The following is a 20,566-nucleotide window of genomic DNA, read 5'->3' as shown; positions in this document are numbered from 1 at the left end:
ATTCATGACCGTATCAATCGCATTACTCGGAGAATACACCCCGACTTTTCCGCCGCATCTGTCCACCAACACCGCCATCGAACATGCCAAGGCAAAATTGGAGTTAAAGGTCAATGCCGACTGGATTTCGACCGCCGACATCGATCATGCGTTGTTCGAACGTTACGCCGGCATCTGGATCGCCCCCGGCAGCCCGTACAAAGACATGGACAAGACATTGGCTGCGATTCGCGATGCCAGAGAAAACAACATTCCCTGCTTCGGTACCTGCGGCGGCTTTCAGCACATGATTATCGAATATGCCCGTAATGTACTGGGCTTTAAAGACGCGCAGCATGCCGAATACGATCCGTATGCCTCGAATTTATTTATCTCGCAGCTGGCTTGTTCGCTGGCCGGGCGTGAGATGCAACTAAGCTTCGAGCCCAATTCGCGCGTGGCAGCCATTTACGCTGCAATGACGGCTACCGAGCAGTATTACTGTAATTTCGGTATCAACCCGGACTATGTCGATGCGCTGAAACAAGGTCCCATGCAAATCAGCGGCGCCGAAGCCGAAGGCGAGATTCGGGTGATCGAGTGGCCGGGGCATCCGTTTTTCATCGGCACTTTGTTTGTGCCGCAAGCCCGATCCACGCCGCAACAACCGCATCCTTTGGTTTCGGCTTTTTTAAGGGCCGTGGCAAACCTATGAATGCCTATCTCATTTTGGATCTAACGATTCATGATTTTGATCGATTCCGAGAATACATCTCGAAAATACCGGCATTGATAGAAAAACATTCCGGAAGGTACGTGGTCCGGGGCGAACCACCTACCGTTATAGAGGGTGATTGGAGGCCTGAAAGAGTTGTTGTCATCGAGTTTCCATCACGAGAACAAGCTAACGGCTTTCTTCAAGACCCCGAAGCACAAACGCTTTTTTCATTACGCCATCAAGCGACCACCAGTAAACTCGTTTTAGTAGATGGATGTTTGTAACGTAATACTAAAGTCCAACATATCAACGGTTATCATCAAAATGGCACAAATCAAAATATACGGCATCAAAGATCATCTCAATCCCATCAAGCGGCAACTGTCCGACGTGATTCATGACTGCGTCGTCGACGCGTTGCATTTTCCGGTGGATAAAAGAGCCCATCGCTTTTTTCCGATGGAAAAGGAGGATTTTTTCGCACCCAGCGGCAGAACCGACGCTTATACGATTATCGAAATCAGCATGATCACGGGACGGGAAACGGCTACCAAGAAAAAGCTCATCCGCTTTCTGTTCGATCGCATTCAGGAACAGATCGGTATTGCTCACCAGGACATCGAAATTTGCATTGTTGAAAGCCCGGCCTGCAATTGGGGATTCCGCGGTATGCACGGCGACGAAGTGAGCTTGAATTACAAAATCAATGTCTAGCGGCATCAACACTTAAACAGTAAGCATCCAGCAAGCACTCATGTATATCCCTAAGCATTTCGACGAACCCAGAATCGATGTCATGCAGACATTGATACGCGATTATCCGCTGGCGACGCTGGTTAACTTATCAGCCGACGGCCTCAACGCCAACCACATTCCGCTGCATTGGGCGGAGGAGGGCGGTTCACCTTACGGCAGCTTGCGCGGCCATGTTGCCCGATCGAATCCGCTATGGACAGATTTCGGTCAACAGACGGATGTGCTGGCGGTGTTTCAAGCGGAAAATGCCTATATTTCGCCATCCTGGTATGTGACCAAACCCCAAACCGGCAAGGTGGTGCCTACCTGGAATTATGCCGCCGTGCATGCTTACGGCACGCTAAAGATTATCGATGATCCAGCCTGGATTCGCCGGCAATTGGAGGCTATGACGGCGGAATTCGAAGCCGGTTTCCCCGAGTCCTGGTCTGTATCGGACGCCCCGGCTGATTTTACCGAACGCTTGATAGCACAGATTGTCGGCATCGAAATCAGCGTGACGCGGCTGCAAGGCAAGTGGAAAGTCAGCCAAAACCAGCCGCCGGAAAACCAAAATAGCGTGATCAAGGCTTTGCGCGAATCAGTACAGCCGGCCATGGCAAACATGGTCGCTGATGCAGCCAAACCCTGAGTACAACCATTGAAGGAAGCCGTCATGAAGCCATTTGCCGTTCGTCAAGGCACGCTGTCCGACCTGGATGCACTCGTTCCGTTATTCGACGGTTACCGCCGGTTTTACGGTAAACCCAGCGATCAGAATGCGGCGAAATCGTTTTTGCGGGATCGATCCGAACACGGCGAATCGGTATTGTTCCTGGCCGAGCAAGACAATAGAGCCACCGGCTTTGTTCAGCTTTACCCCAGCTTTTCGTCCGTCTCGCTGGCTCGAGCCTACATTCTCAACGATCTATTCGTCGATCCCGGATTTCGTAGACAAGGCATTGCAGTCAGGCTCATGGCTGCGGCAGTCGAATATGCGGCCGCCTTGGGCGCTGTTCGCCTGACTTTGTCGACGGCGGCAATCAACACCGAGGCTCAGGCACTCTATCGAACAACCGGTTGGACGCGCGACGAACAGTTTTATGTTTACCATTTGCCGATCCCGGCCATTGAAACATTAAGCGAATAAACCATGAATGCTCTGTATGATTGGTTCGGCATGAACCAGGAAATTTTTTACGCCGTTAATAGCTGGCATGGGCCTTTGATTGATGCGCTGATGTTGACCGGTACTGCGGTCGGCGACTTCAGAAATATACCTTGGATACTTGGTGCAATACTCCTTGCGATCGCGTTACGGCAACTGTTTCCGGTTAATACGGAGCGGCTCCCATCGCTGCAAGGCATGAAACAGCTGCTAATGCGTTTAATGCTCGGTTATATGGTGACAGCGGGAATTGTGGCGCTGTTGAAGATCGGTTTCGACATGCCAAGACCTAGTGCCGTGCTGCCCAGGTCGTGTTACCGTTTTGGCTTTGCCGGAATCAAGACACAGTTTTCCCAGTGGCCATTCGGCGTTTGCGATGCTGATCATGACGATGTTTTGGCCGTTATTAAAAATTCGCGATCGGTTTTTGTTGGCTGTTATGGCGCTATGGGTAGGCTTGTCGCGAATCAATGTGGGAGCCCACTTTTTTCCTGATGTGTTGGCTGGGTATGTATGTGGAATAGCCGGCGGCTTGCTTGCCACTAAGGCCGTTATGAACTGGCTAAGATGAAAGTACTGTAGATATAGGAGAGTGCAGATATGAAGCATCACATCATAACCGTAATGATTTTAGCGGTAGCCGTGGCGTGTTATCTGGCCGGCTATTCCGGTGTTGGTAACACCGCCTTCATCGTTGGAGCAACCTTCGAGACGTGGTTTTGGATTCGGCTCTTGATCAAACGACCGTCCGCTTAAAGCAGATTAATCTTTTACGCTGATTGGCAGCCGGATACGTGCCGCGCGGCGGATAGTCCGCCGGTGGGCACAAACTGAAGCGCCTCTTACTAATTGCCAAAACAGAGCGCCTATGAACCATTCAAACGAAACGTTAAGCCAGGAACTCGTGGCAATGGCAAAAAACGACCTCTCGGTACGGGAGGCGTTGGTCGCCGATAGCTCTCTGGGTCGCTATGGTTATCACCCGCGCATGGAAGCCGTACATATCGCCAATGCTGCTCGCTTGGCGGCCATCATCGAGCAATATGGTTGGCCCGGAAACCGTCTTGTCGGCGAGGAGGGGGCTTGGGCCGCATGGTTGATCGCGCAACATGCCATTGGCAATCCTCCATTCATGCGGCATTGCCTGTCGTTGCTGAAGCAAGCCGCCGCCAACAACGACGTGATGCCTTGGCAGGTGGCGTTTCTGGAAGACCGTGTTCGCATGTACGACGGAAAGCCGCAAATTTACGGAACTCAATTCCAGCCGAATAAGAACGGACAACTCGAACCTTATCCAATCGAGAATCCCGAATCCGTCAACGATCGACGGCTTGCGGTCGGCTTGAATACCATTGAGGAAAGAACCACCGAATTAACCGCGCAAAGTGCTCGCGAGAATATTCCGACACCGCCCGATCTGAACGAGCAATATCAAAAATGGCTTTATTCCGTGGGTTGGAGGAACGCAAGTTGAAGCCCGGAAACCAGTTCGGAAATTGTCCGCAACGCCCGCACCATCCAATCTTCCGTTCGTTGATATGAAATTCGCATGGCGGCGGCGTTCGCGCTATTGGCTCTTCGGCTTGGCGATCGCCTGTCTTACCACCTTGGCGGGAGTCGTTTACCAAACCGAAAGAACCGCTGCCGACCTGGCCGCATTCCCGCCGCCTGGGCGCATGATTTCGGTGAACGGCATGAATCTCCATCTTTACTGCCTGGGCTCAGGCACGCCAACGCTGGTTCTCGAAGCGGGCCTTGGCGAAAATGTGTTGAGCTGGCATCCGGTTCAGACCAAACTTGCACAGACCATGCGCGTTTGCGCCTATGATCGCCCCGGACTGGGCTGGAGCGATCCCATAGATACTGCCATCCAGCCGGAAGAGGTAGCCAAAAACCTGCATACATTGCTGAACAATGCGGGCATTGCCCCGCCGTTTATATTGGTAGGTCATTCGCGCGGCGGCATCTACGTGCGCGCTTTCTATCACCAGTTTCCCGATGATACGCAGGGTATCGTTCTTGTCGATTCGACGCACGAGCAAAGCCCCATGCACCAGTATCTTTATGCTGCATGGGATTATCGGAAACAAGCCATGCAGATTGCAGTGGCCGAGCCGTTATCGCGAATTGGTCTCGTAAGGCTGCTGGGGATTGCCGATGCCGACCGCCGGCCTTCTCCGCTGCCGGCGGAAATCCTGGCCGCGAAAACGGCGCTACAGAACCGCACTGATACCGCACGTGCGGTTGTCAATGAAATTGCCGTGATGCGCGAAGGACTCGATCCAGCCACGCCGCCTCCAGACAGCTTAGGCAATCTCCCGTTATTGGTGCTAACCGCCGGTAATTTGGTGGACCCGGATTTAATCGCGCGCGAAGCGGCTAGATCGGGCAAAGTTGTCGAAGCGGAAAAAGCGCTTGCCCGAATTCAACAGGCCGAGCAGGACGATCTAGCTCGTCTGTCCAGCAATTCTTGGCATATCCTTGTCAGGAACAGCGGACATTTCATCATGCAGGACCAAGCCGATGAATTTGTCGGCGCCGTAAGCGAATTTGCCAAACCCTTCAGTCTGAAATCAGGCGGCGAAGGCCAAACCAATGATAACGCCGGGCTTGCGCAAACTGCCGTGCAGGCGGGTGAATTCAAACCTTAATCGTTTAGAGTTTCCATTGACCATACTGCGCGATTTTCAGCAAGGCGACGCGATGCAGGTCAATGCGCTAGCGCTTGATGCTTTCGAGCAGTTTAAGGACGTGTACTTGGATTGGCTCGCGTTTCAGGCAAAGATCGGCAACATGTCTGCTCTTGCCGATGTTGGGGAAATTATTGTTGCCGAAGTGGGGGGGCAGATTGTCGGTGCCGTTGCATACATTGGCCCCAGCGCCCCGAAAGCGAACTTTTTTCGGCCCGAATGGCCTATCATGCGGATGCTCGTCGTCGCCCCGAACTCTCGTGGTCTCGGTATCGGACGTGCATTGGCCGAAGAATGTATCCACCGTGCCCAGCGAGACGGCGCATCCGTGTTCGCTTTACATACCAGTAAACTCATGGAAGTCGCCATGCCCATGTACCAACGGATGGGGTTTAGGTGGGTATCCCATACTCCCGAAATTCACGGAGTGGAATATGGCGTCTATGTTAAAGAACTTAACGGCTAATAATCGCTTCAAACGGTTCTATCTGCCGCCCTGTGTAAGTCTGCGCCGCTTGGCCCTTGCGAGCCTGATTTCCCCCAGCCGAAGGATTGCACACTATGATTGAGTCCCCGAAAACCATCGCATTGCATGGCGGATACAGTCCCAGCTTCGAGCCGCATGCCTCCGCCGCGTTGGGCTTGAATATAGCTGCCGACAGGATTTCGCGGCATGCACGGCGAAAGAATTACAAAATCAACGTTTAAAAAACACAGAGGATACACCGCTCATGTCCGACATGATCAAAAAAGTAGGCAACACAATCATTAATGCCAAACACCGCGCCACCTGCCATTGCGGCGCGGTGGAACTCGAACTCGATCTTCCCGACGGCATCGTCGATCCGCGCCGCTGCGATTGCTCGCTATGCCGGCGCAAAGGGGCCATTATGGCATCGGTTCCGCTTTCGGGTATCAGAGTCGTTAAGGGTCAAGAGGTCTTAAAGCTTTATCAATTTAATACGATGAGCGCCAAACATTATTTTTGTTCGAATTGCGGCATCTATACCCACCACCAACGCCGATCGGTGCCTAGCCAGTACGGCTACAACGTCGGCTGCCTGGAAGGCGTTAATCCGTTTGAACTGGGCGAAGTGCCAACCGGGGATGGTGTCAATCATCCGGCTGATCGCCAACGCTGATAAACGGCTAATCATGCCCAATACGCCGTTAAATCCGACGCTCGCCGCCATGGATGCCGAAAACGTGCATCAGGTATTCGATTGGTTGTGGTGTTCCGGCCAGCTGCCTGAAAGCGACATTGCCAAACTGCCTGTTTTTGGCATTGATGTGGTGATTAATCTGGCACCGCCGACAGCCAGTAACGCGCTGCCCGGCGAGGCCGAATTGATTACCCGGCAAGGCATCGCCTATATTCAAATTCCCGTGGCATGGGAACAACCAGAATGTGATCAACTGAAACAATTTTTTGGCGTTCTTAAGGCATTCGATGGTAGTAATATCTGGGTACATTGCGCCAAAAATAAGCGTGTATCCGTTTTTATCTATCTGTATCGCCGGTTGTATCTGGCGGAAAACGAAGAGCACTAGAGTTATCCAATGCGGGAAATCTGGACGCCAAACCCGATCTGGCAAGGGTTTATTAACAATGTACTGGGTACGACATGATTAAAATTTGGGGAAGATCTAGCGCATACAACGTGCAGAAGGTGTTATGGACTATTGGTGAGCTGGAGTTACCTTATCAACACATCAATGCCGGCGGTAGTGTCGGCGGGCTCGACCAACCCGAGTTTCTGGGCATGAACCCCAACGGGCGGATTCCGGTAATAGTCGACGACAACATCACGATCTGGGAATCCAACAGCATTGTTCGCTATTTGTGCGCCCAATACAGTCACGATTGGTTATGGGCTAAAACACCTGCCAAACGCTCATTGGCGGAACGCTGGATGGACTGGGAGCTGGCGACACTGCAACCCGATTTTCTGGATTTGTTCTGGAGCTTTTACCGAACACCTGAGGCGCTACACGACCATCAAAAAATTCAAAATGCCTCGGAGCGCTGCCAAAAACATTTGGCCATGTTGGATGCGCATCTTGCTGAGCAGACTTTTTTGGCGGGTGATGAATTTTCGATGGGCGATATTCCGGTTGCCACTTCGCTATATCGTTATTTTGAAATGGGCATTCCCACGCCACAGATCCCTAATGTTCGCAGATGGAACGGTGCGTTAGCCGAACGTAAACCCTACCGCGAACATATCATGACCCCGTTTGACGAACTCTGTGGTCGACAAACGTTTTGATGCAGCCTTTGTCAAATCGAGGAAAAATGATCTTAGAAATTGCAACGCTTAACGTCATCGCCGGTCGGGAACTGGCCTTTGAGGCTGCCTTTCATAAGGCATCACTCATTATTGCAACGATGAACGGCTACATTTCGCATCAATTGCAACGCTGCATCGAAAATCCCAGCCAATACGTGTTGTTGGTGAATTGGGCTTCGTTGGAAGATCATACGACGGGTTTTCGTGGCTCCACCCAATACGAAGAATGGCGGTCATTACTGCACCATTTCTATGATCCGTTTCCAATTGTCGAACATTACACGCTGGTAACCGAACACGGAGTTTAACCGATATGGCTTCCGTCGCTATGAACAATAGCAACCCGTATCAGCCTAACGATACTGGACGCGCCCGTCTTCGCGGCCTTCGCAAACGATGCATCGGTAATTGCAAAGCTGGTGACGCCGAATGTCTGCCGTTGACTTGCCGCTAGACTATTGCCGATGACGGAAGCGATGGCAATCGCCCGAATTGTGGAAGCGTGCTAAGCAATAATCGACGGTACAGCGCTTCACTTTTTGATCGAACGTCTTCAAGACCGGAAACAACACTGTGTCCTTGCGCTGCAAACCAAGCGGCATCCACACCAGTACCGGCGCCAATGTCCGGCACGTGCCCCGGAGTCGTTGTTATTAGGTGAGGTTCGGCACGGTGTTGTTCCTCGAACACCATGGCTTCGTACTGGGGAATCAGTCACGCCGCATGCTCTGTGTAGCCTTTAGTGCACGGGAGCCTAGATGTACTGTGTATTGGAGTGGTTTCTAGTCGGGCTTAACGTTTGAATTCGCCGGCGTGCGGCTTTTTGCGCCGGCTCAGCGGAATACTGGGTGTGGCGCACATCGTTGCTAGGCTCGCACGACGGTGGCCTGGCCAGCGATGACTTGCCAAGTATTGTTCGGAGACAGTTGCCATACGCGTGAAAACCGGATGTCATCGTGAAAAGGCGAACCACCGAAGATTCCGGACAATCGCACACGAACGGTGACATAGGCTATGTGGCCAATAGTCAATATTTTCTGTTCCGACGGTTCGATAGTCTGGAATTTAAGTGTACCGGAACGGTGCATCTCAAGATCATCTTGTTTGGAAATCACCGAGCCGAAATGAGTGGTAAAGATGAGGTTCGGTGAAATCAGAGCATCAAGTGATTCGACATCAGAAGTAAGCATGGCAAGCCTTAGCTGCGCCTCTGCGGTCTCAATTTGACTTGCGACATTTTCAGGCATTGAAAAGACTCCATGGGTGAAGTTGTGCGGCCCAATGCGGAAATGAGCGGTCCGAGCAGCTTTTCGCAAAGGTCCGTTCTATTGAAAGTTCTTGCCTCAGTGGCGGGTTCATTGGTAGTAAGACTCGAAGTAGGACAGGGGAGGGATGTTTTGCCGAACGTCCTTGTCGAGCTTGCCGTAGAAGACATCGAAGAGACCGCGAGGAACGTACTCGCCACTGACGACCCGCTTGATCCGTTCGACTCGCTCACGGTTGCGCTCTGGGTACCGCTTGACGTCGAACGAAGCCGGAGCGATCAACGTTGCCACAAGGGCGATGTATTCGTCTTCGGTGAGGTTCGCAAATGGCTTGGCGAAGAACGTTTCCGACGCCTGGGCAAAACCATGCGCGCTGGGACCGAGATAGGCAGTATTGATGAAGAGTCGCAGTTGATCGCTCTTCGGCATTAAAGGATCGAGCGCGAATTTGGCGATGGCAGTTTGCTTCAACTTAGCAACGCCCGGACGGAATTTCTCGAAATAGAGGTGTTTGACCAGCGCTTGCGTGATTGTGGTAATGCCGGCGCCTGGCGTTGTTAGATCAACGCCGCTGTGCTCGAAGAAGCGTGGGTCTTCGACTTTGAGCAATATCTCGATTTGTCGTGGGGACAGGTCGGATACCGCCAGCGGGTATTGGGTTGCGTGATAGCGAGGAATTACGGTGTTCGCAGTGTACTCCCGAGCCGAGTAGATGACCCAGGCGAAGTAGATGACCGCGATGAGTGTAGTTGTCAACGCAACCAAACCAGTGAGATGGAATAGCCTAGCCACGTGCGCGACTCCATGAGGCATAACTTGGAGTTGAGGTACCTGCGCGTTTTTTTGTGCAGGTCGCCTCAAGTACAGAGTTAGTGATCACGGCTGCCAACTCCTGTTTTTGTCGTTGGGTTGGACGCGGCCTCCTGTTTGGTTGCCGACGGCTTTTCTTTGCTCTGGCGTTGAGGCTTGCGCTAAGAGAAGACAAGCCCCCTGACTGCCAGTTGGTTTAACAACCACCCATCTCTTATTTTGCGCGGGCACATGAGTATCGTCGACTAGCTCGAAGTCTAGAAGAAGAGCTAAGCCGGTTACAGCAAGAGTTGCTGAACTGGACTTACAAACCATCGCCGGTACGCCGAGTGGAAATCCCTAAGCCGCAGGGCGGGGCAAGACTGCTGGGGATTCCGACGGTGCGGGATCGCGTGGTGCAAACAGCGCTAAAACTGCAGCTAGAACCGATCTTTGAGCCGCATTTTTCGCCGCATAGTTACGGCTTCCGTCCTGGACGAAGCCCACAGCAAGCGGTGCAGACGGCGCAATGCATCATCAACAGTGGTAAGCCGTATGTGGTGGATATAGACCTGGAGAAATTCTTTGATGGAATCCACCATGACCGGCTGATAGCCCGAATGGGACAACGGATCACCGACAAACGCATACTGCGCCTGATCGGGCTGATGCTGCGTAGCGGCATCATGATCAACGGCGTGGTGGTACGGAGCGAAGAAGGCACGATGCAATGCGGGCCGCTAAGCCCCCTGCTGAGTAACATTGTGCTGGACGAACTGGATAAAGAACTGGAGAAACGCGGCCTGGCATTTTGCAGGTTCGCCGATGATTGCAATATCTTCGTGAAATCGCAAAAAGCGGCGGAACGCGTGATGGAAACGGTTAGCCAGTTTATAGAAAGTAAGCTCAAGCTCAAGGTGAACCGGGAGAAAAGCCAGGTGGCGAGATCAGAAGGGGTAAAGTTTTTGGGCTTTACGGTAGTGAACGGGACGATAGCGATAGCGCGAAAAGCCCTGCAAACGGCCATGGATAAAGTCAAAGCCCTAACGCCACGCGGCACCAATAAGGATATAGAAACCAGCCTAAAGTCGATCAATCAATGGTATGTAGGCTGGTCGAATTATTTCAGTCTAAGCCACTATCCAGCGCAATTAGTGAAGATAGAGGCGCATATCCGACGACGACAGAGGGCGAGGTTGGTTGATCAGCAGAAGTCTAAAAGGAATCTCTATCGGACGCTGGTTAAAAGAGGGGTATCACGAAAGGCTGCGATGGTTGCGTTTACAAACCGGAAACGATGGGCACTCAGCAAGACGATAGCAGTATCGAGAGCCTATCCCAATGACTGGTTTATAAAGGGTAAGGGCCAAGCTGTCCGATCCGACCAAAAGCAAGCGCACTGGTTTGAAGTGTCTCAATGGGTCTATCTTGCGTGAGGAGCCGTGTACGGACCCGTACGCACGGTTCTGTGGGCAGACGGAGGCTTCGGCCTCCTCTGACCCGATGCAATATTATGCCTTCCGCTGATAACATCCACGGAACCTACGCACTGGGGGTTGTTCCCCGTCGAAATAATCTTCGGCGTACCTTTCGACAAAGCCTTGTGAAGTCAATATTTCAATTTCTCTTCGTACAAGCGGCCAAGGCATCAAGCCTGTTGATTCCAATTCCTCCCTCAATCGGGCGATGAGCATAAGATAACCCCCGAACGAAACAAACCCGGAAATTTGCTTTAGTGCTTTAGCGCGTAACTCAGGCGGAAGCACTTGAAGTGTGTACGATTCGAGCACCAAATCAAAAGCCCCTAGCCAATTTTCCGGAGATTGAAAAAGGTCGCAAATCACATATGTGACTTTGGAATTGGGGAATCGATTCCCGCATTCGGAAATAGCGGTAGGCGAAATGTCAAAGGCGGTTACTTCAAAGCCAAGATCGGAAAGCCATTCCGCATCGTCACCCAAGCCGCACCCAACCTTCAACGCCCTTCGACCAAAAGAGATTTGACCATCAACCTGTTGAAAAAGCTCAATCATATTCGGATTGGGTGTGTGATCCGCCCAAGGGATAGAAACTCCATCCAAACGAGCTTTGGCATATAGCTGTTCAAACCAGTCAAGAGGGTTCCCGGCAGCGATCGATGTCTGGGCTAACTGTCTTGCTATAGTGCGATGATTATCCATGAGCGTATTTTCTATGGAGCCTAACGTAAAAGTCACCGGTGCTGCGCGGCTTTATCGCGCAACGTCCGTGTGGACTGCCGGGTTATGCCTGCGCTCAGCCTCATATTGGAGAACCTGCGCTCTTGGCAAGCTTGGAAATTTCTGCAACATCCACTTCACTCAAGGAGTCAATTAACGCAATCTTCTTCCCGAGGCCGTTTAGAGATGTGCCGATGACAATGCCTTTATTGTTCGGCCAAAATCAGGCTAAAGCATCCCAAAAAGCGGCCTTCCGATGCCATCGAAGCGATAGGTCGCCACTCCTATGCGAGTTCTGGGTCTTGAAGCGGTAACCAGGCCTTCGCGACCCAAGAACTCCGAAAAGCTATTTTCTTAAATCAAGAATACCGTTAGCACTGTGACCACCGGGCTTGTCCAACAACCGGTTCAGATTGTGGTTCGCGTTGCTCACACAATCTAACCTTATTCGTTAGAGCGCAAACTACACCTCGACCTTGAAGCCAAGCTCAACATCACAGCCCGCTTGCCCACCGCGAATGCCCCTGTTTTCCTGCGAGATTTCTCTGAGAAGAATCTTTACATGATCTTTGGGGATGCCAAATGGCTCAAGGTTATTCACAATTGCCTTATACAGATTTCGTTTTGTATCAAGTGAACGACCGGCAAACGCATCAATACTGATGTGCGTATAAAAATCCGGTTTTTCACGAGCAGGGGGATAAGCGAAGCGGTGAGGTTCGTGCATGATAAGGCGAACGTTTTTGTAACCAGGCACAATTTTGAATGCCTCACGCAAAGCCATGTGAATTGCCTCCATGACAGCAACCTCTTCCTCTTGTGTATATTGCCGCCGTACTTCAATTAAGACACTTGGCATTCCTACTCCTTTTCGTGTTTGCGCTCTAACAATTAGATGGTTAACCGCATATCTACTGCTAAATTTACTTCGACAGATAAAATCTTGTTCCGCATTTGTTTTTCCTTTTCGTATATGATCAGCACGAAGTAACGATAGTCAGTAAGGTTTCAGCCGTAGCGATTCAATCAGATGGACCGACGGCAACGGACCGTATTTATCTGTTCATCTATTGTGCTGAACAAACCTCTCGAGTATTGTGCGGAACAGCCTAGTTTCCCGAGTACTGTTTTAATCGGATTTTACACAGAAACAAGAAGTCGTCCGATCTTTATTCGTTCGATTTCCAAGCTTGAATGTCTGTAGCCGTTTAATGATTTATCGCCTCGCTTTCCAGCCAGTCGACTTGGGAAAGTAGCGATAACCGGTCGGTTTTGGCTTCGTCTTGCCAATTGCGCTCGGTTAACGCACCTTCCAATGCCCATAGCAAATTGGCGCTAGGTTTTAACCCCGTACGTTTTACGGCCACGAATGCCGTCGCCGCGCCCATTGCTTTCAACGCGTCGGCGGACGGAATGCCAGCCGCGGTCAGCATTGCCCACGACGCTTTGCCGAGATTTCTCATACTGTTTGACCAAACTTTATAGGCTATGAGTCAAGCAGCGATTGGGAGACATAGCCGGGCATCGCGAAAATCAGCGCCGAGGTTTGGGCAAACGCCGTTTCGAACTTGGTTTTGCAACCCTGGGTATATAACGGTTTGTCGTACATGGTGTTCACGGTGTTCTCCTCGATAAGACGCAATCGAATTCTGAGTTGTTGGTCGAAGTGAGCTGGCTAACGTTTTCATTGAGGCCAGTGCGGCTTTTCGCGTAAGTCCGGTGGAGCGCCATGTTAAACCGGGTGTGTTTGCAAAACCTAATTCCCTTTAATTGCCCGCTTCTTCGCCTAAAATAAAGTCCAGCAGCCCTTGGAAATTATTGGCTGTTCCGTCTGCCTGAATACCTAATTTCTCCGTTGGCAAGTTGAAGCGATTGACCCAATAAGTAGGATAACCGAAACTTTTTGCACCGTAGGCATCCCAACCGCCAAAAGCCGCGAAGACAATATCGTCTTTCTTCAAGCCAAGATGCTGTATTCCCAAGGCATACGCTTCCGGATCCGGTTTGTATGTGCGGTTGATTTCAGAACTTAATAGCTCATCAAAAAAATCGGCAATTCCAGCGTTATCGGCATTGGACTTGAGCATCATTTTGCTGAAATTGGAGATGGTGATGATTTTTACGCCGGAAGCCTTTAACTTTTTTAAAGCGTCTACGGAGTCAGGCCACGGTTTCAGCGAAAGATAGGCACTAAGAAGTTGTTTTTTCTGGGCTTCGGTGGTTTCTAGCTTCATGTTCTCCATGGTGTAAAGTAAGGCATCTTCCGTAACCTTGAAAAAGTCCTCGTGATTTTTCGTGATGGAGCGCAAAAAGCCATATTCAAATTGTTTGGCGCGCCACGCCTTGGTGAAATCCATGCCTTTGCCTGGAAAAACTTTTTCAACCTCGGCAACGACTGAATTGGGATCAAAGATTACGAAATAATCGAAAGCTACCGCTTTGTAGCGAGGTTCCGGTGTCTGGGCGTACCCAGGAAAACTGGAGGAAATAGCTATCAATAAAATTGATGCTAACGTCCTCATAAGAAGTGTACGGTTCATATTGTTTGCTCCGTTGTTTACAGGCTTTTGCCTAAGTATAACCAGCTAAGGATCGGGCGCGAGAGCCTCAGTCCCGCTTGCACACCCGATGTTATACGACTCCAAAAGTTATCCATCGCGGCACGCCCGGAGAGCTGCAATATCAGCCGAGACGATAACGGCCAAGTGCTTGGATATTTTTTCAATCGGCCAGTCCCACCACGTGATTGCTTCAAGTTCGGAAATGACCTCTGTAGAAAAACGTTGCTTGAGTTGTCTTGCGGAGTTTCCTCCGACAACTGTGTAAGCAGGAACATCGGAGACGACAACTGAACGTGAGGAAATGATCGCGCCATTGCCTATCTTTACGCCCGGCATGATGAGGCTGTCGTATCCGATCCAAACGTCGTTTCCGATAATGGTGTCGCCTTTGAAAGGTAGCTCATTTGGCTGTGGTATGACGCTTTCCCACCCGTTACCGAAAATCTGAAAGGGAAAGGTAGAGAAGCCGGAAAGCTTGTGGTTTGCGCCATTCATGATGAACTTTACCCCACGGGCGAGTGCGCAGAACTTGCCGATGATCAAGCGGTCGCCAATGAACGGATAGTGATAAAGAACATTCCGTTCAAAGTTTTCCGAATCTTCCGGGTCGTCATAATAGGTGTAGTCCCCGATAACGATATTCGGATTCGCCACAGTGTTCTTTATGAAGCATACCTGCGGGAAACCGGTCATGGGGTGTTTGTTTAATGGACTCGGGCCGTTCAATTGGGCTCCTTCAAGACAGCTAACGTTACGGTAAGGGGCGCGTCTTTTTGATCGGCTTGATAGGCCGATGACTTGCCTAAATTACGAACCAAGCAACTGGACCAATAGCTTTAACCACATTACAGCAATAACTGATGTACCCGCCAAGAAGGCAAGGCGTCCGTGTTTTAAACCGTTATAGGTCGTATGGATGAAAGCATGGATATACCTAGCGCCAACAAAAAGCCAAGCTAAACTAATAAAGACAGTATCGGTGTTACTAGTGACAAGAATGGACAAACAGGCCACATAAAACAACACGGGCATTTCAAAAAGATTGTCATAGTGCTGAGTTACTTTTGCCAAACCGTATGGAAGCTTAGCGCCACGGTTGAGCAGAAAATAGGCTGGATTTAAACCTTCTTCTTTAACTGCTTTGATTCTGAGCCTAAGCATCCAGATACCAATTATGAAAGTGAGTAATACGACCGCGAAAACAGGGTAAATAATTAACGCTTGCTTCATTCTCTATTCCTGATGTGTGATTTGCTGTAATTCGGCGATCCAATCGTTGATTGGTTTAGCATGTCCAACGAAAGCGAAGGGGCGAGCATGATAGTGACCGTCCCGCTTGAGCGCCATGTTTTTGAAGCCGATTTCACTTGGCGTCTCTCTGTGCAAGAGTAATGATTGCCTTGATGGCGTTTCTTGCTTGAGGGCTGTTGTACCAGCAGGTTGACCCCATCATTTGAGAGATTTGTTTGGTGACAAAGGCCGGGTCTTCGTCGACCAACTGCGACAGTGATGAGAAACCAATTTGCTCCAAGCGTGCGATGACGGTTTCACCAACGCCTTTGAGCGAAAGCAATTTCTCTTTTTCGGTTACGGGAAAGCCCATGCCTCAAACCTTGCTTATGACAGTAATGGAAACAGTTTCTGGTTGAACCAAGGAAAATAGCCGGCTAAAAGTTTCTTTACCTGCCATCCGTTCATTCGAAAGGTGTGCATCTTCCGTAGTTTCCCAATAGTAAATATTGACCCACTCGTCGCCATTTTTGTATAGCGTCTTGGCGATGAAGCCACCTATGGATTGAGATCAGGGACAAGGCCCAGGACTTCAATCATTGCTTGGCCGGTAATGCCAAGTGCGCTTTTCCATCTGACGATTTCGACGACATTGGTGTTCATGATTTTTCTCCAAGAAAATATCAGTAGTACATAGGGGGCTGCTGATAACGTGGTGTACACAGTAACGATCAAAGAATCTTTTATGGCAGCAATTGGCTGTTTGGCACCGGTTCAGAATCAGGGGCAAAGAAACGAAATATCTGTTCTAGCAAAAATGCCGGAGCTTCTTCGGGTACAAAATGCCCACTTGCTTCTGCAATCATTCCTTGGAGGTTATCGGCCTTTGGCTTCATTGCTAAGAAAAGGTTATCGGCCACACCATGGCGTCCTGCTAGGGTAAGAATGGGCATGCTGAACTTTTGTCTGCATAGCTGGATGCCAGCTTGGCATCATCCGGCAACGCGCGGTAGTAATTAAATCCAGCGGTCATGCCCCCGGGACTGGCATAGTGCTTGGCGTATTCGTCTATCGCCTGCGAAGTAATGGCCTCTTTTCGATAAGCCCATTTTCTCATTTGCGCTGTGATGTATGCCCGCTCCCGATTTTTGGTCAACATTTCCGGGAAGTCTTCCGCCATATGAAATCCATAGTGCCACATGCCGCCTTTGGCAGAGTCCATGTTCTCCGTTCCTGGTGGCATGCAATCCACCAGAATTAGTTTGGCGACCAGTTCGGGGTGTAGCAGACTGAGGACATAAGCCGTTTTACCGCCCATGTCGTGACCAACGACAAATGCCGAATTGGCGTTAAATTGCTTAATGAGTTCGGCTATATCGTTAGCAATTGTTTGTTTGTCATATCCGGTTTGAGCTTTTTCTGAGCGCCCTAAACCACGTAAATCCGGAGCGACAACGGTAAACTTTTCAGCAAGACTAGGCATTATGTTATGCCATTCATACCAGGTCTGCGGCCAGCCATGTAGGAGAATTAGCAAAGGTCCATTACCCATTTTGACGTAATGCAGACGTATACCGTTTACTTGCGCAAATTCGCTCCTTGCGCCTTTAGGCAAAATACCGGCTTGACTTGGCAAAGTCAGGCTTAACAGGACGACTAAAATCAATAGATTGTATTTTTTCATGATTGATGGTGGGTAAGAAAGCAAGGAATGGATGTATGGCTAACTTTTAGTCTAGAAACGCATGGTGCCTATTTTGCAAATATTCCCAAGATTCCCTAATCAGCGATCAAGTGATGATGGGGTATTACCCGATTAAATGTCATCGCGGTAAATAAGGTTCTATGTTACTAAATGCTCTGGCAACGAAAGTGTCCTTCTCGCCTACAGGTGCGACGTAATGAAGTGCTTCGGCAGCTGCGTCCGTGCCTATACTTCTGGCAATAATCCACCCCGCCAAGTAGCTGGATGCTAAACATCCGCCGGCAGTTGCGATGTTGCCTTGGGCAAAGAAAGGCTGATTGAGAACGTCCACCCCAGCTTCTTGCACCCAAGGCTTTGTCGTTAAATCGGTACAGGCTGGAATCTTGCCTAATAGTCCAAGCTTTGCCAAGACCAGTGTGCCTGAGCATTGCGCGGCGATCAGTTGGCGTTCCGGTTGCAACGTAATTCGATTCATCAATTCAGCGTTGTTGACGATCTGTCGTGTTTGAACGCCACTACCGATAATGACGGCATCAGCTAAGTGTGTATCTTCAAGGGTTGACTGTGCATGTACCGTGACACCGTTCATAGACGTAACTTGCAGCTCAGGGCAACAAATTGTAACCCTCCAATCCGGCTTTTTGATTCGGTTTAAAATGCCGAGCGCAATCATGGAGTCCAGTTCATTGAATCCCTGGAAAGTGAGTATAGTGATGTGCATTGTCAAATAATCCTTATTAAATCAAGCGATCTCGAACCCCGGGGTGCGATTCAAACTGATGCGTCCAATCAAGCAGCCTTCCTCGCTTGATTCCAATAGTTGTCCCATTGCCGGTTAGCGCGATTCAAGCGCAAGGCCAGCATGTGATCGGCGTTAGCGGCGCACCACCACGATCCCGGAAGCTTAAGCCGTTTCTGGACAATATAGCGATGCGCACTCTCAATTTCCCCCGAGCCAATCGGCAAGTTGTTCGCCAATGCGGTTGGGTAGTCGAGCTGATCCTGGCGGCGGCTCAAATAGCGGTGACAAGCCCTTATCGACGCTTGGCTATCCGTCACGTCACCGACCTCAAGGTGCTCTCGCAGGGACGCGGTGACATCGCCACAACGCCCGGCTTTGAGCGCGTCCTTCTGTTGGTTGAGCCATGCATTGGCCGCATCTGCATTCGGATGGATCGCTGCGGCGGCGGCACTCAGGTAGTCGCAGACATGATAGAAATCGACCAGATATCCGCCCCGACTGCCGAAGCGCTCTGCCACTTGTCGCGCAATCCATTCGGCACCATCGCCAACGGTATGCACCTGACTCGTCTTGCCGAAGCCCGCGCTTTTGGCACAGCTAAACAGTTGTTTGCCTGCCACCTCCACATCGCCTTGCAGCGTTCCGCCATAGCTCAAGGTTTGACTGCCCGCCGCGTGCGCCAGGCAAAGCTTGGCTTCTTTCCACAGCAAGGTCTTGCCTTTGCGCCGGTCTGTTTGCGCGGCTTCGACAATCGGCACCATGCCGCCATCCATTTCCACGACGACCGCCCGGCACCCCGCTGCATCAGGCCAGGTCTCATCAACCGGTGTCGTCGTATAGATGATTTGGGCGTGCGCTTCGGTCACCCGTCGTATCGTGCTCTCGGCAAGGAGGAGTCCGTAATGCTCGACCAATTTGTCCTCGACCTGGGCGAAGGCGACATCGGCCCCAAAGTCGGTCACCACCCGTTGTAAAGGCCGCGAACAGCCGCGGTTACGCACTTTGGCCCGATTCACAAAAGGACGAATGTGCCGGTTTCCGCGGCGATACTGAATCTCTTCTACGCTGATTTCACCAAAGGTGCTGTGCCATTGGAGTTTTTTTTACCTGCGCGCCGCACCCCGGTCTCTCGTCCAGTCACCGCTACGGCCTTGCTGGCTTGTCCGCTTGCCCAGGCCTGTAACGACTCCTGACCCATCCGCCTCATCTGTTCGATCAGCTGCATTTCCGCCGCGTCAGCTTCTTGCAACTCGCCTTTCTCGTCTGCGACAACCAGTAACATCGATTCAACCCGGCTACGTAGTTCTGGATGTTCGTTCAGGCGTTCCAACAAGGCTTCATCACTCAGTACCATGGTATCTCCTCTTAGCAAATCAGTGGCAAAGATGAATAGATTACCCCGCCTCAGTTTGAATCGCACCCCGAACCCCGTTGTCAAGCGTCGAAGCTCTGGTGTATCGAGCGTTCTGCAGGAGAGGCTGATTTTAGTGCATTTTCACCAAAACTACCCATGATGCCAAGATGGGTAAAACCAAATCCTGTGACTCACGGAGGGCTATTCCCGCAGGACGTAATGTCCGATGAGCAGGCTCAGCATAAATGTCTTGGTCGATAAGCGTAAAAGGCCTAATGCAAATCGGAATACATATAGCTGCTTCGGCAATATAAAATGGCCCGATTAACCTGCGGGAAACCTCTGCTGCAACGGAGCAGGGTCTGCGGCAAACGAAATGCAGGCAGCCGAGACGGTTGTGGGCACTTTTGTCATGGCTCGAGGAAGTTCGGTTGATGTGCTTGCTCAAAGGCGCCGGTAATTTGTAGGCACACTGGCCAGGTTCCCGGAAAGCCTTTCGGTTCGTCCGGCGCTTGGTATGTAACCATGGGAAAATACGGAAGTAGGGCCTATGTGAAAGTCGTCCAAAGCCGGTTGGTTCGCCGGAGGGCAACGTGTTTTGGCGGTTACTTAATAACGACATAATCTGGAATTGAAATGACTAAGCACACTTCTAAGAATTCGGAAATCAAAAACGACACAAAACGTCTGGCGAGCCGGATCAGTATGACACTTCCGGAAGATCTGTTGACCGAACTCGACACTATGGTCAACGAACGCGGCTTTGCCAATCGTTCTCAAGCCATCGCCAAAATCCTCCACCGCTCGCTCGTTGAACATCGTAACGAAGTCGGCGATCACGTGATGGTCGGCACCATAACGCTGTTTTATGACAATTTGGCGACTGGCGTACAACAAAAGTTGTCCGACTTGCAGCGTCAAAATATTGCGGAGGTCATTTCATCGCTCCACGTGTTGCTCGACGGCGAGCGGACGTTGGAGGTGATCCTGGTGCAAGGGCCGCCGGCGAAAGTACAGCAAATCGCCGACGCTATGATCACACTTCGCGGTGTGCTGTGGGGGCGACTGGAACTCGTTGCAGCACTCATTCCGCAATTGCATCCTTTTTCACATCCGCCGGAAAAGTGATGGCGCCCGTTGA

At 50.9% G+C, this 20,566-nt stretch carries 31 protein-coding genes; 17 read left to right on the top strand and 14 right to left on the bottom strand.

Going from position 1 to position 20,566, the window contains the following annotated elements; all coding sequences use genetic code 11:
- The first annotated feature begins 4 nt into the window (after window positions 1-4).
- From G006_RS0103005 to G006_RS0102935, 15 genes are all read left to right on the top strand, one after another.
- A complete protein-coding gene (locus G006_RS0103005; RefSeq protein ID WP_020481678.1) occupies window positions 5-694 on the top strand; it encodes a CTP synthase C-terminal region-related (seleno)protein in 690 nt (229 codons plus the stop codon).
- Complete coding sequence (locus G006_RS0103000; RefSeq protein WP_020481677.1) at window positions 691-981, top strand: DUF1330 domain-containing protein; 291 nt, start codon at window positions 691-693, stop codon at window positions 979-981. The genes G006_RS0103005 and G006_RS0103000 overlap by 4 nt, the downstream gene beginning before the upstream one ends.
- A gap of 40 nt (window positions 982-1,021) precedes the next feature.
- A complete protein-coding gene (locus G006_RS0102995) occupies window positions 1,022-1,411 on the top strand; it encodes a tautomerase family protein (protein WP_020481676.1) in 390 nt (129 codons plus the stop codon).
- A 40-nt stretch (window positions 1,412-1,451) separates the two neighbouring features.
- Window positions 1,452-2,084, top strand: a complete 633-nt coding sequence (locus G006_RS0102990; protein WP_020481675.1) for an FMN-binding negative transcriptional regulator — start codon at window positions 1,452-1,454, stop codon at window positions 2,082-2,084.
- 24 nt (window positions 2,085-2,108) lie between these two features.
- On the top strand, window positions 2,109-2,582 hold the full coding sequence (locus G006_RS0102985; protein WP_020481674.1) for a GNAT family N-acetyltransferase: 474 nt from the start codon (window positions 2,109-2,111) through the stop codon (window positions 2,580-2,582).
- Between the two features lie 310 nt (window positions 2,583-2,892).
- Window positions 2,893-3,171, top strand: a complete 279-nt coding sequence (locus G006_RS29485) for a phosphatase PAP2 family protein (RefSeq protein WP_081607876.1) — start codon at window positions 2,893-2,895, stop codon at window positions 3,169-3,171.
- Between the two features lie 29 nt (window positions 3,172-3,200).
- A complete protein-coding gene (locus G006_RS28750; protein WP_020481672.1) occupies window positions 3,201-3,356 on the top strand; it encodes a hypothetical protein in 156 nt (51 codons plus the stop codon).
- Window positions 3,357-3,468: 112 nt separating this feature from the next.
- Complete coding sequence (locus tag G006_RS0102970) at window positions 3,469-4,074, top strand: DUF6624 domain-containing protein (protein WP_020481671.1); 606 nt, start codon at window positions 3,469-3,471, stop codon at window positions 4,072-4,074.
- 64 nt (window positions 4,075-4,138) lie between these two features.
- Window positions 4,139-5,251, top strand: a complete 1,113-nt coding sequence (locus tag G006_RS0102965; protein WP_020481670.1) for an alpha/beta fold hydrolase — start codon at window positions 4,139-4,141, stop codon at window positions 5,249-5,251.
- 16 nt (window positions 5,252-5,267) lie between these two features.
- Window positions 5,268-5,756, top strand: a complete 489-nt coding sequence (locus G006_RS0102960) for a GNAT family N-acetyltransferase (protein ID WP_200860421.1) — start codon at window positions 5,268-5,270, stop codon at window positions 5,754-5,756.
- A gap of 95 nt (window positions 5,757-5,851) precedes the next feature.
- Window positions 5,852-5,998: a hypothetical protein gene (locus G006_RS28585; RefSeq protein ID WP_020481668.1), complete on the top strand. Its 147-nt coding sequence runs from the start codon at window positions 5,852-5,854 to the stop codon at window positions 5,996-5,998.
- A 23-nt stretch (window positions 5,999-6,021) separates the two neighbouring features.
- A complete protein-coding gene (locus G006_RS0102950) occupies window positions 6,022-6,432 on the top strand; it encodes a GFA family protein (RefSeq protein ID WP_020481667.1) in 411 nt (136 codons plus the stop codon).
- Window positions 6,398-6,841, top strand: a complete 444-nt coding sequence (locus G006_RS26565) for a protein tyrosine phosphatase family protein (protein WP_020481666.1) — start codon at window positions 6,398-6,400, stop codon at window positions 6,839-6,841. The genes G006_RS0102950 and G006_RS26565 overlap by 35 nt, the downstream gene beginning before the upstream one ends.
- A 74-nt stretch (window positions 6,842-6,915) precedes the next feature.
- Window positions 6,916-7,560, top strand: coding sequence for a glutathione S-transferase family protein (locus tag G006_RS0102940; protein WP_020481665.1), 645 nt, complete (start codon window positions 6,916-6,918; stop codon window positions 7,558-7,560).
- Between the two features lie 26 nt (window positions 7,561-7,586).
- On the top strand, window positions 7,587-7,889 hold the full coding sequence (locus tag G006_RS0102935; protein ID WP_020481664.1) for an antibiotic biosynthesis monooxygenase family protein: 303 nt from the start codon (window positions 7,587-7,589) through the stop codon (window positions 7,887-7,889).
- Between the two features lie 558 nt (window positions 7,890-8,447).
- Here the strand turns inward: G006_RS0102935 and G006_RS0102925 are convergent.
- Complete coding sequence (locus tag G006_RS0102925; protein WP_020481662.1) at window positions 8,448-8,828, bottom strand: nuclear transport factor 2 family protein; 381 nt, start codon at window positions 8,826-8,828, stop codon at window positions 8,448-8,450.
- 108 nt (window positions 8,829-8,936) lie between these two features.
- Window positions 8,937-9,602, bottom strand: a complete 666-nt coding sequence (locus tag G006_RS26850; RefSeq protein ID WP_160167654.1) for a transglycosylase domain-containing protein — start codon at window positions 9,600-9,602, stop codon at window positions 8,937-8,939.
- A gap of 263 nt (window positions 9,603-9,865) precedes the next feature.
- Between G006_RS26850 and ltrA the strand changes: the two genes are divergently transcribed.
- Complete coding sequence (ltrA, locus tag G006_RS24775) at window positions 9,866-11,071, top strand: group II intron reverse transcriptase/maturase (protein WP_081607875.1); 1,206 nt, start codon at window positions 9,866-9,868, stop codon at window positions 11,069-11,071.
- 75 nt (window positions 11,072-11,146) lie between these two features.
- Here ltrA and G006_RS0102905 read toward each other — a convergent pair whose 3' ends face one another.
- The 12 genes from G006_RS0102905 to G006_RS0102850 all read right to left on the bottom strand — a co-directional run bounded on the left by G006_RS0102905 (window position 11,147) and on the right by G006_RS0102850 (window position 19,425).
- On the bottom strand, window positions 11,147-11,815 hold the full coding sequence (locus tag G006_RS0102905; protein ID WP_020481658.1) for a class I SAM-dependent methyltransferase: 669 nt from the start codon (window positions 11,813-11,815) through the stop codon (window positions 11,147-11,149).
- Between the two features lie 481 nt (window positions 11,816-12,296).
- Entirely contained in the window at window positions 12,297-12,692 is a 396-nt protein-coding gene (locus tag G006_RS0102900) for a tautomerase family protein (protein ID WP_020481657.1), read from the bottom strand.
- Between the two features lie 349 nt (window positions 12,693-13,041).
- The gene (locus G006_RS24770; RefSeq protein WP_033193889.1) at window positions 13,042-13,296 is read right to left on the bottom strand and encodes a TfoX/Sxy family DNA transformation protein; all 255 of its coding nucleotides are present in this window, start codon (window positions 13,294-13,296) and stop codon (window positions 13,042-13,044) included.
- Between the two features lie 23 nt (window positions 13,297-13,319).
- On the bottom strand, window positions 13,320-13,451 hold the full coding sequence (locus G006_RS29310; RefSeq protein WP_268743563.1) for a hypothetical protein: 132 nt from the start codon (window positions 13,449-13,451) through the stop codon (window positions 13,320-13,322).
- Window positions 13,452-13,599: 148 nt separating this feature from the next.
- Window positions 13,600-14,373, bottom strand: coding sequence for a haloacid dehalogenase type II (locus G006_RS0102885; RefSeq protein ID WP_033193888.1), 774 nt, complete (start codon window positions 14,371-14,373; stop codon window positions 13,600-13,602).
- Window positions 14,374-14,481: 108 nt separating this feature from the next.
- On the bottom strand, window positions 14,482-15,120 hold the full coding sequence (locus G006_RS0102880; RefSeq protein ID WP_026146803.1) for a Vat family streptogramin A O-acetyltransferase: 639 nt from the start codon (window positions 15,118-15,120) through the stop codon (window positions 14,482-14,484).
- 81 nt (window positions 15,121-15,201) lie between these two features.
- Window positions 15,202-15,624, bottom strand: coding sequence for an MAPEG family protein (locus tag G006_RS0102875; RefSeq protein WP_020481652.1), 423 nt, complete (start codon window positions 15,622-15,624; stop codon window positions 15,202-15,204).
- Between the two features lie 133 nt (window positions 15,625-15,757).
- On the bottom strand, window positions 15,758-15,997 hold the full coding sequence (locus G006_RS0102870) for a hypothetical protein (protein WP_020481651.1): 240 nt from the start codon (window positions 15,995-15,997) through the stop codon (window positions 15,758-15,760).
- Between the two features lie 370 nt (window positions 15,998-16,367).
- Window positions 16,368-16,544, bottom strand: coding sequence for a hypothetical protein (locus G006_RS28745; RefSeq protein ID WP_200860420.1), 177 nt, complete (start codon window positions 16,542-16,544; stop codon window positions 16,368-16,370).
- A 14-nt stretch (window positions 16,545-16,558) separates the two neighbouring features.
- Complete coding sequence (locus G006_RS26555) at window positions 16,559-17,308, bottom strand: alpha/beta fold hydrolase (RefSeq protein WP_051067663.1); 750 nt, start codon at window positions 17,306-17,308, stop codon at window positions 16,559-16,561.
- A 139-nt stretch (window positions 17,309-17,447) separates the two neighbouring features.
- Entirely contained in the window at window positions 17,448-18,050 is a 603-nt protein-coding gene (locus G006_RS0102855) for a DJ-1/PfpI family protein (protein WP_020481649.1), read from the bottom strand.
- 68 nt (window positions 18,051-18,118) lie between these two features.
- A protein-coding gene (locus tag G006_RS0102850; RefSeq protein ID WP_442785757.1) for an ISKra4 family transposase occupies window positions 18,119-19,425 on the bottom strand; the annotation gives its coding sequence in 2 pieces (ribosomal slippage) (window positions 18,119-19,174 and window positions 19,177-19,425; 1,305 coding nt in all).
- Between the two features lie 636 nt (window positions 19,426-20,061).
- Between G006_RS0102850 and nikR the strand changes: the two genes are divergently transcribed.
- Window positions 20,062-20,553: a nickel-responsive transcriptional regulator NikR gene (gene nikR, locus G006_RS0102840; protein ID WP_020481646.1), complete on the top strand. Its 492-nt coding sequence runs from the start codon at window positions 20,062-20,064 to the stop codon at window positions 20,551-20,553.
- Window positions 20,554-20,566: the final 13 nt, after the last annotated feature.

It is taken from the genome of Methylomonas sp. MK1 (assembly GCF_000365425.1).
Taxonomy (GTDB): Bacteria; Pseudomonadota; Gammaproteobacteria; order Methylococcales; family Methylomonadaceae; genus Methylomonas.
The sequence above is the reverse complement of the archived record's forward strand: the minus strand, read 5'-3'. Positions and strand labels throughout refer to the sequence as shown.